Here is a 13327-nt window from a genome sequence, read left to right as displayed (position 1 = left end):
CGCCACGGGTCGGTCGTTCTCGGATTWCCCGACGATCATCGGGTCGATCCGGGACCGGTTGTTCGCGTTGCCCGAGGACACGCTCGTCCATACCGGGCACGGGGACGGGACCACGATCGGTACCGAGGCCCCGCATCTCGCCGAGTGGATTGCCCGAGGACACTGAGAAACACTGAGAAACACCGAGAAACACCGAGAACGACACTGAGAAACACCGAGAACGACACTGAGAAACACCGAGAACGCTGAGAAACACCGGCACACCCTGAGGACGCTGATTCGATGACCGACACCACCGACCGCCCCGAGGCCACCGACAGGTACACCTTCGACGAGGATGATGTCGTCGTCACGCACGAGAAGTCCTATGCGGCGGGTGTTCCTGCGGTGTTGGTGTCGCTCAAGCGTGGTTTGGAGCAGATGGGTCCGGTGCGCACGGCGCGGACCTTCTTCCGGCTGAATCAGCGGCACGGGTTCGACTGTCCGGGGTGTGCGTGGCCGGAGACTCCGGGGCACCGTAAGCATGCGGAGTTCTGTGAGAACGGGGCGAAGGCGGTCGCGGAGGAGGCSACGACCCGGACGGTGACCCCGGAGTTCTTCGCCCAGCATTCGGTGGCGGAGTTGYTGGGCCGGACCGAGTTCTGGTTGGGGCAGCAGGGCCGRCTGACGCATCCGATGGTGTTGCTGCCGGGGGCCACGCATTACGAGCCGATCGGGTGGGATGCGGCGTTCGCGTTGATCGCSGGGGARCTGCGGGGTCTGGGATCGCCGGACGAGGCGGTGTTCTACACCTCCGGGCGCACCAGTAATGAGGCGGCGTTCGTGTATCAGTTGATGATCCGGGCGTTCGGGACGAACAACCTGCCGGATTGTTCRAACATGTGCCACGAATCCTCGGGTAGTGCGTTGGTGGAGACGATCGGGATCGGGAAGGGGTCGGTGTCGGTCCCCGACMTSGAGAACGCSGATCTGATCCTGATCGCCGGCCAGAAYCCGGGSACGAATCAYCCSCGGATGCTSTCSACSYTGGAGAAGGCGAAGGCGAATGGGGCGAGGGTGATCGCGATCAACCCGYTGCCGGAGGCGGGGTTGTTGCGGTTCAAGGACCCGCAGAAGGTGCACGGCGTCGTCGGTGACGGSGTGGCCATTGCGGACGAGTTCCTGCAGATCCGGATCGGCGGCGAYCAGGCCCTGTTCCAGGGTTTGGGCCGGTTGCTGCTTGAGGCCGAAGACGCGGCACCGGGCACCGTCCTGGACCGGGAGTTCATCGACCGGCACACCGCCGGGTTCGAGGAGTGCGCGGCACACCTGCGGCGGGTCGATCTGGGGACGGTGGTGGCGGCGACCGGGTTGACGCTCGACCAGATCCGGGCCACGGCGGACGCGTTGATCGGATCGAAGAAGACCATCATCTGCTGGGCGATGGGCCTCACGCAGCAGACCCATGGGGTGGCGACCATCCAGGACGCGGTGAACCTGCTGCTGCTGCAGGGGATGATCGGCAAACCCGGGGCCGGGGTGTGCCCGGTGCGCGGGCACTCCAACGTCCAGGGCGACCGGACGATGGGCATCTGGGAGAAGATGCCCGAAGCGTTCCTGGCCGCGTTGGATGCGGAGTTCGGGATCCGGTCCCCGCGCACGCACGGCCTCGATGCCGTCGATTCGATCAGGGCGATGCGGGACGGGACGGCGTCGGTGTTCATCGGGATGGGCGGCAACTTCGTCTCCGCGACCCCGGACACCGAGACCACCGAGGCCGCGCTACGCAACTGTGCGTTGACGGTGCAGGTGTCGACGAAACTGAACCGCTCGCACCTCGTCACCGGGCAGGCCGCGCTGATCCTGCCCTCGCTCGGGCGCACCGACAAGGACSTCCAAAACGGTCGCAAGCAGCAGGTGACGGTCGAGGATTCGATGTCGATGGTGCACCTSTCCCGCGGCRGCCTCACCCCCGCGAGCGAGCAGTTGCGCAGYGAGGTSKCSATCGTSTGCGGGATCGCGCAGGCGTTGTTCGGGCCGGAGCATGCGGTGCCGTGGGCGGAATTTTCGGCCGACTACGACCGSATCCGCGATTCCATTGCCCGGGTGATCCCSGGGTTCGAGGAYTTCAACACCAAGGTSCGCSRRCCSGACGGRTTCGGRYTSCCGCACCCACCCCGCGACGAGCGCCGCTTCGACACCGACACGGGGAAGGCGAATTTCGTCGTCAACGACCTGTCCTGGGTGCCGGTGCCGGAAGGCAGGCTGATCCTGCAGACCATGCGCTCGCACGATCAGTACAACACCACCATCTACGGTCTCGACGACCGCTACCGCGGTGTGAAGGGCGGCCGGCGGGTGCTGTTCATCAACGAACTCGACATCACCGCCCTCGGGTACGCCGATGGGGATCGGGTGGACCTGGTCTCGGAATGGGAAACCCCGGACGGGACGGTGCAGGAGCGGCGGGCGGAGGATTTCCGGTTGGTGCCCTACCCGACCCCGGTCGGGAATGTGGCCGCCTATTATCCGGAGACGAATCCGCTGATCCCGCTCGATCACGTCGCGAAAAAGTCGAACACGCCGGTGTCGAAGGCGGTCACGATCCGCCTCGAAGGGCGGGGCTGACCGGTGGGGCGGGTGACGACCCGGACCCCGGTCACCCGGATCACCGACACCCGGCACTCGACCCGGCCGGACACCGTGGTGGTGGAGGAACCCCTGGAGATCCGGGTGAACGGGACACCGTTGGCGGTGACGATGCGGACCCCGGGTTCGGATGTGGAGTTGGCGCAGGGGTTTTTGCTGACGGAGGGCATCATCGCCGGCCGCGCGGATGTTGCGTCGATCCGGTACTGCAACAGCGTCGACGAGCACGGTGTCAACACCTACAACGTCCTCGACGTGGATCTCGCACCCGGGGTGTTCCTGCCCGACATGGGGATCGAACGCAACTTCTACACCACCTCCTCGTGCGGGGTGTGTGGGAAGGCGTCCCTGGACGCGATCCGGCAACGCACGAAGCATTCCCCGGCGGCGGACACGGTGCGGGTCGATTCGGCCACCATCGTGGAACTCCCCGACCGGTTGCGGGCCGCGCAGAAGGTGTTCGACACCACCGGGGGTCTGCATGCGGCGGGGTTGTTCACCCGCACGGGGGAACTGCTCGCGGTCAGGGAGGACGTCGGCCGGCACAACGCGGTCGACAAGCTGATCGGGTGGGCCACCGAGCAGGACCGGGTTCCGCTGCGTGGAACGGTGCTGCTCGTCAGCGGTCGGGCGTCGTTCGAGTTGGCGCAGAAGGCGGTGATGGCCGGGATTCCGATCCTGGCGGCGGTGTCCGCGCCGTCGTCGCTGGCGATCGACCTCGCCCACGACACCGGCCTGACCCTGATCGGGTTCCTGCGCGGCACCACCATGAACCTCTACACCCACCCCGACCGCATCACCTGAGGTGAGTGGCACAGCGTGCTCCCACACACCGCGCCACTCACCTGGGGTCAGTGCCTGCCGGTGGTATCGGCGCGGACGCCGGCCTCGAGGGCGATCGCGCCCGCCTCGCCCCGGGACGCCACCCCGAGTTTCTTCAGCACACCCGCGACGTGGAACTTGACCGTGCTCTCACTGATGCCGAGGCTGTCGGCGATCGCCTTGTTCCTCTTGCCCGTGGCCAGGTGGCCAAGGACCTCGAGTTCGCGGGGGTTGAGGTCGCCGAGTTGCTGTTCGTCCGGTCGGGCCGCGGGGACGTCGAGGGGGATCGCGACCGCCACCCGGGACCCCCACCCGTCGACCGACTCGACGTCGATCCGGCCACCGAGCGTGTGCACCCGGCCGGAGAGTTGCCGCACCAGTGCGTCGGTGTCGAGTCCGCCCTCGGCGTCGTCGCGTACCTCGACCAGGAGGTTGGAGCCGTCRCAGTCCCAGGCGATGCGGATGCGCTCGAGGGTGGACTGGGTCGCGAACGCCAGGACGGCGCTGCGCACGACCGCGCGCGCGGCGCTGGCCACCTCACCGGGCAGCGCGCGACCGTCCACCGGCGGATCGACGTAGTCGACGCGCACGGGCCGGTGCTGCAGCAGCGGTCGCAGTTCGCCCTGCAACCGGGCGAACGCCGTCGTGACGGCTTCCTCCGCGAGGATGCGGTCGGACTCGCCCGCTGACCGCAGAGTGATCAGCGCCGACGACGCCGTCTCGCTCGCCGTGATCCGCGACCGACGGTCGTCGAGGTCCTTGGACCGCAGTGTCGACAGGATGGATTCGAGTGTCGCGGCGTGCAGGTCCGTCAACTCCACGATGGTCCTGGCCCGCTCGCTCGACGCGGCCCGCGACTCCGCCAGGTACGCCGGGCTGGCCTGCGCGACCTGATGCCGGATCGACACGGCGACGACACCGAAGGCGCCCGCCACCAGCGGGACCTCCCGAATCTGCTGCCGCGGCTTCGGCAGAACGACGAGGAGGGTTCCGGTCGCGTCGAGCAGCGCCCAGACCTTCCGCTTCGAGCCGGCCACCACGGTCTGGTCGTCGAACGGCGTGCCTTCCGTCATGCGGGTGCGCAACGCGTCCAATTCGGCGATGGTGACCCGTTCGACCACCGCGGGGTCRCCGCTGACCTTGCGGGGACGCCCCGTGCATTCCCGGGTGAAGATCACCAGCGCGGTGTGCGGCCAGATGTCGGCGAGGAACTTGGAGAAGCGGACGGCGATGTCGGGCAGGGGACCGTCGATGACGTCCCGCATCGAACCGAGAACATCTGCCGGTGACACCGAAGTCGCGCTGGGAAGAACCACGTGTCGAGCCTATCCGCGCAGACGGCGAACACCGATCCTGGGCTGTCCGGTCATCGTGCCGGCTCCGACCGCGCGGCGTCGACGACTGCGGACCGGACGAACCCCAGCGATTCCAGTGCCCGCGCCGCGGTGCCGTGGGTGATCGTGGCCACGGCCGCGACGATGTCGGCGCCGACGATCGGTCTGCGCTCCGATTTCGCGAGAGCCACCGCGTTGCGGAACGCGCCCTGGGCCGGTTCGGTCAGCCGCAGCGGACCGGTGCGGGGGCGGCTGAGCGCGCTGGTGGCGGCGCCCGTGTCGGTCATGCCTGCCGCCGCGAGGGCCTCGCCGTGCACGTGAATGATCGCCTCGCGCAGCACGTCCCGGTTCGATCCGAGACGGTCGAACACCCGGCTCGTTGTTCCGTCCGGCAGCGCGAACGACGCGAGGAGCAGGTGTTCGAGGCCGGGCTCGCGGTCGCCGAGCCGGTCGGCTTCGGCCTCCGTTTCGGAGAACAGGGTTTTCATCGTGCGCATGTCGCGCCATGCCCGGGTGAATTTCATCGTGGTCCCCTCGTCTTCTTGTCGGCGGATCGCCCCGGGCCGAGGCGTTTGTGCGCCGCCTGACCCGAGACGCCGAGCGCCTGACCGATGTCCGCCCACGTCCAGCCGGCGGACAGTGCGTCGGCGACGGCGTCACGCTCGAGCTGATCGGCCTGCCGCCGCAGCGCGACGACGGCAGCGAACGCGGTGGCCGGGTTCGGATCGTCACTCACAGGTATCAACTTAAGTTGATGAGGCGAACCTCGTCAACCTTTGTTGATGGAAGGGTGCACCTAGAGCGCCGCGTTCTTGTCGAACTCGGTGCCGAGTTCCTTCGCGACGCGCTTGAGCAGCGGCACGATGTGGTCGGCCGACTCGAGGGTGACGCGGGCCGCGGGCCCGGAGACGGAGATGGCGGTAGGCGTCGGGGCGTTCGGCACCGGCACCGAGAAGCAGCGGACGCCGATCTCCTGCTCGCCCTCGTCGATGGCGAATCCGCGGTTCCTGCTCAGTTCCAGATCGGCGATCAGCAGGTCGGGGTCCGTCAGCGAGTTCTCGGTGTAGGTCGTCATGCCGGTCCGGCCGACCAGTGAGCGCACGGCGTCGTTCGACAGTTGCATGAGGATGGCCTTGCCGACACCGGTGCAGTGCGGGTACACGCGGCGGCCGACCTCGGTGAACATGCGCATCGCGTGTTCGGACGGCACCTGCGCGACGTAGACGGCCATGGTGCCGTCGAGGACGGCCATGTTCGCGGTCTCGCCGGTGCCTCGCACCAGTTCGGACAGGTGCGGCCGCGACCACGCGCCGATCAGTTGCGTGGCGCTCTCGCCGAGCCGAATGAGCTTGGGGCCGAGCGCGTACCGGCGGGTGGGCAGTTGCCGCACGTACCCGCGGTTCATCAGTGTGCGGATGAGCCGGTGGATCGTCGGGAGGGGGAGTCCGGCCAGTTCGGCGAGTTCGCTGACGCCGATGGACCCGCCGGCGCTCGCCATGATCTCGAGTATGTCGAATGCACGCTCGACCGACTGCACGCCGCCGGCCGCGTTCTGACCGTTCGTCATGTCTGGCTCCATCCTCTGACTGCCTCGGGGTGCCTCCCCCGGGAGCCCCCCATTCTTTCCGTCAGGCGGAAAGGGCGCTCCGTATGACGATAGCGCGGTTGTGGCGGATCGCGCCGATTCCTTCGCTACATCGGTTGACAAAACGCGGTGTGACGGCGTTCACTATATCGAGATACGAAATACAACTTCCATAATATGGAAAACACCAAGCCCCGAGGGAGGGCCCCGTGTCTGAAGTCGAAATCGCTGCAAAACCCAAGAAGCAGCGTTGGTACAGATCGCTGTTCGTCCAGGTCCTGATCGGAATTGCCCTGGGCATCGCCACCGGCATCCTGTTCCCCGAGTTTTCGCATCACCTGGCGCCACTGGGCGAGGGCTTCATCAAGCTCATCAAAATGGTGGTCGCCCCGCTGATCTTCCTGGTGATCGTCACCGGCATCGCGAAGGTCGGCAGCATGAAGGCGCTCGGCCAGATCGGCGCCAAAGCACTGCTCTGGTTCATGGGCGCGACGATCTGCGCGCTGGGGCTTGGCCTGCTGGTCGGCAACCTCGTGCAGCCGGGCAGTGGCCTCAATATCGACCCGGCCACGCTGGACACCTCCGCGCTGGACGAGAAGACGCAGGGCGGTCACATGCCCGGCGGCGTCGAGTTCGTCATGCACATCATCCCGACCAGCGTGTTCGACGCGTTCGCCACGAACAGCCTGCTCCAGGTGCTGCTGTTCTCGATCCTCTTCGGCGTCGCTCTCGCGTCCTACAGCGAGTCCGCCCCGCCGGTCCTGATGGACGTGATCGACCAGTCGCTGCACGTCATCTTCCGCATCGTCGGCTACATCATGTACCTGGCGCCGCTCGGCGCATTCGGTGCGATGGCCTACACCGTCGGCAACTACGGTGCCGGTTCACTCAAGTCCTTCGGGATCCTGGTGCTCGCGGCGTATGGCGCGGCCCTGGTCTTCATCGTCGTCCTCGCCACCGTTGTCAGGCTCCTGACCGGCGTCAATCCCTGGAAGTTCGTCAAGTACTGCCGAGAAGAGTTCATGCTCGCGCTGGGCACGGGGTCGTCCGAGGCCGTCATGCCCCGCATCATCAAGAAGCTCGACAACGCCGGCTGCGACCGCGCCGTCGTCGGACTGGTGATTCCCACCGGCTACTCGTTCAACCTCGACGGTGCCGCCATCTACCTGTCGCTCGCGATGATGTTCCTCGCGCAGGCGGTGGGCGTCGACCTCGGGTTCGGGGAGCAGCTCGCCATCATGGGCATCCTCATCCTCAGCTCGAAGGGCATGGCAGGCGTGCCGGGCTCCGCGTTCGTCGCACTCTCGGCCACCGCCGCCGCGATCGGCGCCTTCCCCGTGGCCGCAGTCGCGCTGCTCCTGGGCGCCGACCGGTTGATGGACTCCATGCGGGTCTTCACCAACCTGTTCGGCAACTGCATGGCCACGTTCGTGGTCGCGAACTGGGAGGGCCTGCTCGACAAGGACAAGATGCGGGCGGTTCTCGACGGGACGGTCACGCCCGACGACCCGGACGACGTCGTCGCCCACCCCCACCCCGGGCACGAACACCTCGCGACCACACCGGCCCAGCCGGCGATCGAGAAGCCCGAAGCGCTGACCGTGAACAGGACCCCGGAAGGAACGGTGAACCACCATGCCTGACACCCAGCCCACCGTCGGGCTCCTCGGTACCTGGGGCTATCACGGTCTGCTCGACGACGCCGAGCAGGTCTCGGTCGACACCCCGTACGGTCCCACCTCCGACAACATCGTCCTGGGATCCTCCGGGGGCCGCCGGCTCGCCTACCTGACCCGCACCGGGCGGCACCGCAACATCCCGCCGCACCGGATCAACGCCCGCGCCAACATCTGGGCACTGCACAGCCTGGGCGTCCGGACCATCCTCGCTCCCACCCCCTCCGGCTCGCTGCGACCGGCGATCGGTGTCGGATCGGTCGTCGTCCCCGACCAGTTGGTCGACCGCACCGGTCGCACCGACGACACGTTCCACGACGACGACGTCCACATCTCCTTCGCGGACCCGTTCTGCGTCCGCGGACGGCAGGCCGTGGTCTCGACGCTCCGCAGGAGCGGCTGGGTCGTCAACGACGGCGGCGTGATGGTCGCGATCCGCGGCCCCCGGTTCTCGACTCGCGCCGAATCCCGCTGGTACGCGGCCCAGGGCTGGGACCTGATCAGCATGACCCCGTATCCCGAAGCGGCACTGGCCCGGGAACTCGGCATGTCCTACACCTGCATCGCCCTGGTCACCGATCACGACGTCATCAGCGACACCCCGTGGCCGGTCACCCAGGATCTGGTGCGCGAAGGACTCGACGCCAACACCAAGCGACTGCGCGAAGCACTGCTTCAGGTCGCGATCGAACTGGCAGACAAGCCGGAAACGACGGCAACTGCCCACGGAAGAAGGAGCTGACAAGATGGCCGAATTGTTCTGCAACGGTGGAGCGATGCGTGGCGGAAACCTGCATCACAACGTGTCTGCGCACACGTTCCTCGGCACGGTACGGACCGCGCCGAACTACCGATTCTTCTCCGTACGCGACGAATTTCCTGCCCTTCTCCTGACGGAGACCGGAGGCGCCTCGATCGAGGGCGAACTCTACGACGTGCCGATCGGCGACATCCGCACCGACTTCCTCCCCGAGGAGCCCGAGGAACTCGAGCTCACCGTGATCGAACTGTCCGACGGCCGTTCGGTTCTCGCAGTGGGGCTGCGACCGGGTCTGCTCGAGAGTAAGGCCGGCGAGCTCACCGAGATTACCGATCACGGCGGCTGGCGACGCTACCGCGGCCTGCCCGAGCCCGACAACACCACCGTCTCCTGAACACCCCGAAAGCGAAAGAACAGCCGATGGACAACATTGCCTACACCCTGAACTGCTCGATCCTGCTCACCGACGTGCCGCTCCTGCAGCGCCCGCAGGCCGCCCGGAACGCCGGATTCGACGCCGTCGAATTCTGGTGGCCGTTCGACACCGCCGTACCGCAGGACAGCGACGTCGACGCCTTCGTGGCCGCGATCGAGAACGCCGGAGTGCAGCTCACCGGATTGAACTTCGCGGCGGGCAACATGCCGGCGGGAGATCGCGGACTGCTGTCCGACCCGGCGCAGGTGTCGGCGTTCCGCGACAACATCGACGTCACCGTCGGAATCGGAGAACGGCTGGGCACCAAAGCTTTCAACGCCCTCTATGGTAATCGTATCGACGGCACGGATCCGAAGATTCAGGACGACACGGCCACCGAGAACCTCGCCCAGGCGGGCAAGGCAGCGGACCGTATCGGTGCGGTCGTGCTCGTCGAACCGGTCAGTGGCACACCGGCGTACCCGCTGAAGACCGCGGCCGAGGCGATCGCCGTGATCGACCGGGTGAAGGCCGAGCACGGTGTCGATTCGCTCCGGCTCCTCGCGGACCTCTACCACCTCGAGGTCAACGGCGACGACGTCGGCGCCGCGATCGACACCTACGCCGACCGGATCGGGCACGTGCAGATCGCGGATGCGCCGGGGCGCGGCGAACCCGGCACCGGAACCCTCGACATCGACGGCTACCTGAAGAGGCTCGCCGGACACGGCTACCGCGGCTACGTCGGCCTCGAATACAAGGCGACGCGGCCCGACACGTTCGACTGGCTGCCCCGCGAGCAGCGCGCGACCCGCGCCGGCCGCTGACACACCACCACACTTCGACGGAATCGAGGAGACTCGTGAGCACAATCGCATTCATCGGACTCGGAATCATGGGCAGCCCCATGGCCGTTCATCTCACCAAGGCCGGCCACCAGGTGGTCGGATACAACCGCTCGCCCGAGCGCACCGCGGCACTCGTCGAGGCCGGAGGCACCGCGGCCGACTCCATCGCCAAGGCCGTCGCCGGTGCCGACGTCGTGGCCGTCATGGTCCCAGACTCGCCCGACGTGCAGGCCGTACTCGCCGGTGAGGACGGTGTGTTCGCGCACGCCCCGGCCGGCGCCCTGATCATCGACTTCTCCAGCATCCGGCCCGACGTCACCACCGCACTCGCCGCGCAGGCGGCGGAGCGTGGATTCCGGCTGATCGACGCACCGGTATCGGGTGGCGAGGCAGGCGCTAAGAACGCGGCCCTGTCGATCATGGCCGGTGGCAAGGACGAGGACTTCGCCGCCGCGAAGCCGATCCTCGACGTCGTCGGGAAGACCGTGGTCCACGTGGGCCCGAACGGCTCCGGGCAGACGGTGAAGGCCGCGAACCAGCTGATCGTCGCCGGCAACATCCAACTCCTCGCCGAGGCGATCATCTTCCTCGAGGCCTACGGTGTCGACACCGCGGCCGCCGTGGAGGTGCTCGGTGGCGGGCTGGCCGGATCGGCCGTCCTCAACCAGAAGGCGCAGAAGATGCTGGACCGGTCGTTCGAACCCGGATTCCGCATCGACCTGCACCACAAGGACCTCGGCATCGTGACCAGCGCGGCCCGTGAGGCCGGTGTCGTGACACCGCTCGGCGCGGTCGTCGCCCAGCTGATGGCCTCCGCCCGTGCGAACGGTGATGGCGGCCTGGACCATTCGGGACTGCTGCGTGGAGTGGAGCGGCTGTCCGGCCGCCCCTCCCAGTGACCCGTTTCAACTCGTAATCCTCGATGGAGAAGTGATATGCCTCGTATGCGCGCCGCTGACGCAGCGGTCAAGATTCTGGAACTCGAAGGCGCCACCCAGGCGTTCGGCCTCCCCGGTGCGGCGATCAACCCGTTCTACTCGGCTATGCGTGATCACGGCGGGATCAAGCACGTCCTCGCCCGCCACGTCGAGGGTGCCTCGCACATGGCCGAGGGATTCACCCGGGCCAAGGCCGGGAACATCGGGATCTGCATCGGCACCTCCGGGCCCGCAGGCACCGACATGATCACCGGCCTGTACTCGGCGATGGCGGACTCGATCCCGATCCTCGCGATCACCGGGCAGGCCCCGGTCGCGCGCCTGCACAAGGAAGACTTCCAGGCCGTCGACATCGCGTCGATCGCAGGCCCGGTCACGAAGATGGCGATGACGGTGCTCGAGCCGGCCCAGGTTCCGGGAGCGTTCGCGCAGGCATTTCACCTCATGCGGTCCGGTAGGCCGGGACCGGTGCTCATCGACCTGCCGATCGACGTGCAGTTGGCGGAGATCGAGTTCGATCCCGACACGTACCAGCCGCTGCCCGTGTACAAGCCGGCCGCGTCCCGTGCGCAGGCGGAGAAGGCGCTCGACATGCTGGGTGCCGCCGACCGCCCGCTGATCGTCGCGGGCGGCGGCATCATCAACGCCGACGCCTCGGACCTGCTCGTGGAACTGGCCGAACTGCTGGACGTTCCGGTGGTGCCGACGCTGATGGGCTGGGGCACGATCCCGGACGATCACCGTCTCGCGGCCGGCATGGTCGGACTGCAGACCGCGCACCGGTACGGCAACGCCACCATGCTGGCGTCCGACTTCGTCCTCGGCATCGGCAACCGCTGGGCCAACCGGCACACGGGCGGCCTCGACACCTACCGCAAGGGACGCAAGTTCGTCCACGTCGACATCGAGCCCACCCAGATCGGTCGCGTGTTCGCACCCGACTACGGGATCGTCTCCGATGCCAAGGCGGCGCTGGAACAGTTCGTCGCCATCGCGAAGGAGCGCAAGGCCGCCGGAACACTGGCGGACCGCAGCACCTGGGTGGAGGACTGCGCCACCCGGAAGCGGACCATGCAACGCAAGACCCACTTCGACGACGTGCCCGTCAAACCGCAGCGGGTGTACGAGGAGATGAACCGCGTCTTCGGCCGTGAYACGCGGTACGTCAGCACGATCGGACTCTCGCAGATCGCCGGCGGCCAGTTCCTGCACGTGTACAAGGCCCGCAACTGGATCAACTGCGGGCAGGCCGGTCCGCTCGGCTGGACCATCCCGGCGGCACTGGGAGTGGTTGCCGCAGAGCCGGAGACGTCGGTGGTGGCGCTGTCGGGCGACTACGACTTCCAGTTCATGATCGAAGAACTGGCGGTGGGTGCGCAGTTCAACCTGCCGTACATCCACGTGGTGGTGAACAACTCCTATCTGGGGCTGATCCGTCAGGCGCAGCGCGCGTTCGACATGGACTTCTGCGTGCAACTGGGCTTCGACAACATCAACACCCAGGAGCGGAGCGAGCACGAGACGCTGCCCGCGGTGCCGAAGGGGTACGGCGTCGACCACGTCAAGGTCGCCGAGGGGCTGGGCTGCAAGGCCCTGCGGGTCACCGAGCCCGGCGAGATCGCCGGCGCGCTCGAGAAGGCCCGTGAACTCGCCCGCGAGCACAAGGTCCCGGTGGTGGTCGAGGTCTTCCTCGAGCGCGTCACCAACATCGCGATGGGCACCGAACTCGACAACGTCGCGGAGTTCGAGGATCTGGCGGAGAGCTGGGAGCACGCCCCCACGGCCCTCATGCTGCTGGACTAGGGGACACCGTGACACGTGTCCTGGTCGCACCCGACAAGTTCAAGGGGTCCCTCACCGCGGCGGAGGTCGCGGACGCTCTCGCCGACGGGCTCGTCGCCGGTGCACCGTCCTGGGTGATCGATCGCGTTCCGGTGGCGGACGGCGGCGACGGCACGGTCGCGGCCGCCGTCGCCGCGGGATGGACCCCGGTGCCGGTCGACACGACGGGACCGACGGGGCTGCCCGTGACCTCGTCGTACGCGGTGCGCGGTTCGACCGCGGTGGTGGAGCTGGCGTCGGCGGTAGGCCTGGTCCTGCTCCCCGGCGGTGCTCCGGACCCACTGGGTGCCAGTACATTCGGACTCGGCACCGTCGTCAGGCACGCGCTGGATGGGGGAGTCCGCGAGATCATCGTCGGTCTCGGGGGCAGCGCGTCAACCGACGGCGGTGCCGGCTTGTTGCAGGCTCTCGGCGTGCGTGTTCTCGACGCCGACGGCAGGGACGTCGCACCGGGCGGGGCGGCACTGCGCCACGCACGC

The 13327-nt window shown here is 67.7% G+C and carries 13 protein-coding genes and 1 pseudogene; 10 read left to right on the top strand and 4 right to left on the bottom strand.

The features are described 5' to 3' along the window. The 3 genes and pseudogenes from AC1DWT_RS44520 to fdhD all read left to right on the top strand — a co-directional run. A pseudogene (locus AC1DWT_RS44520) lies at positions 1-166 on the top strand (MBL fold metallo-hydrolase); the annotation flags it as partial. Positions 167-282: 116 nt separating this feature from the next. Then, entirely contained in the window at positions 283-2607 is a 2325-nt protein-coding gene (locus AC1DWT_RS44515) for an FdhF/YdeP family oxidoreductase (protein ID WP_477925713.1), read from the top strand. A gap of 3 nt (positions 2608-2610) precedes the next feature. Further along, positions 2611-3432, top strand: a complete 822-nt coding sequence (fdhD, locus tag AC1DWT_RS44510; protein ID WP_206013493.1) for a formate dehydrogenase accessory sulfurtransferase FdhD — start codon at positions 2611-2613, stop codon at positions 3430-3432. Between the two features lie 47 nt (positions 3433-3479). Here the strand turns inward: fdhD and AC1DWT_RS44505 are convergent, their stop codons facing one another. The 4 genes from AC1DWT_RS44505 to AC1DWT_RS44490 form a co-directional block, all read right to left on the bottom strand. Further along, positions 3480-4715, bottom strand: coding sequence for a helix-turn-helix transcriptional regulator (locus AC1DWT_RS44505; RefSeq protein WP_072951023.1), 1236 nt, complete (start codon positions 4713-4715; stop codon positions 3480-3482). A 101-nt stretch (positions 4716-4816) separates the two neighbouring features. Then, positions 4817-5308, bottom strand: a complete 492-nt coding sequence (locus AC1DWT_RS44500) for a Clp protease N-terminal domain-containing protein (protein WP_206013492.1) — start codon at positions 5306-5308, stop codon at positions 4817-4819. Next, positions 5305-5520, bottom strand: a complete 216-nt coding sequence (locus AC1DWT_RS44495; RefSeq protein ID WP_087558768.1) for a hypothetical protein — start codon at positions 5518-5520, stop codon at positions 5305-5307. The genes AC1DWT_RS44500 and AC1DWT_RS44495 overlap by 4 nt, the downstream gene beginning before the upstream one ends. A gap of 60 nt (positions 5521-5580) precedes the next feature. Then, positions 5581-6351 carry an IclR family transcriptional regulator gene (locus tag AC1DWT_RS44490; protein ID WP_072950995.1) on the bottom strand — a complete coding sequence of 257 codons (771 nt, stop codon included), beginning with the start codon at positions 6349-6351 and terminating at the stop codon, positions 5581-5583. A gap of 227 nt (positions 6352-6578) precedes the next feature. On the opposite strand from AC1DWT_RS44490, the gene dctA reads away from it, so the two are divergent. The 7 genes from dctA to AC1DWT_RS44455 all read left to right on the top strand — a co-directional run. Further along, positions 6579-8012, top strand: coding sequence for a C4-dicarboxylate transporter DctA (dctA, locus tag AC1DWT_RS44485; protein ID WP_206013491.1), 1434 nt, complete (start codon positions 6579-6581; stop codon positions 8010-8012). After that, positions 8005-8787 carry an MTAP family purine nucleoside phosphorylase gene (locus AC1DWT_RS44480; RefSeq protein WP_072950998.1) on the top strand — a complete coding sequence of 261 codons (783 nt, stop codon included), beginning with the start codon at positions 8005-8007 and terminating at the stop codon, positions 8785-8787. The genes dctA and AC1DWT_RS44480 overlap by 8 nt, the downstream gene beginning before the upstream one ends. A gap of 4 nt (positions 8788-8791) precedes the next feature. Beyond that, a complete protein-coding gene (locus AC1DWT_RS44475; protein ID WP_072951000.1) occupies positions 8792-9199 on the top strand; it encodes an allophanate hydrolase-related protein in 408 nt (135 codons plus the stop codon). 26 nt (positions 9200-9225) lie between these two features. After that, complete coding sequence (locus AC1DWT_RS44470) at positions 9226-10047, top strand: hydroxypyruvate isomerase family protein (RefSeq protein WP_206013490.1); 822 nt, start codon at positions 9226-9228, stop codon at positions 10045-10047. Between the two features lie 35 nt (positions 10048-10082). Next, positions 10083-10967 (top strand): 2-hydroxy-3-oxopropionate reductase, encoded by an 885-nt coding sequence (locus AC1DWT_RS44465; RefSeq protein ID WP_206013489.1) that lies wholly within the window; start codon positions 10083-10085, stop codon positions 10965-10967. 36 nt (positions 10968-11003) lie between these two features. After that, positions 11004-12809 (top strand): glyoxylate carboligase, encoded by a 1806-nt coding sequence (gene gcl, locus AC1DWT_RS44460; RefSeq protein ID WP_206013488.1) that lies wholly within the window; start codon positions 11004-11006, stop codon positions 12807-12809. An 8-nt stretch (positions 12810-12817) separates the two neighbouring features. Next, positions 12818-13327 (top strand): glycerate kinase (locus tag AC1DWT_RS44455; RefSeq protein ID WP_477925707.1); only part of this gene is annotated, 510 nt, incomplete at its 3' end.

The sequence above is a fragment of the Rhodococcus sp. P4_B6 genome (assembly GCF_056402215.1).
The sequence above is the reverse complement of the archived record's forward strand: the minus strand, read 5'-3'. Positions and strand labels throughout refer to the sequence as shown.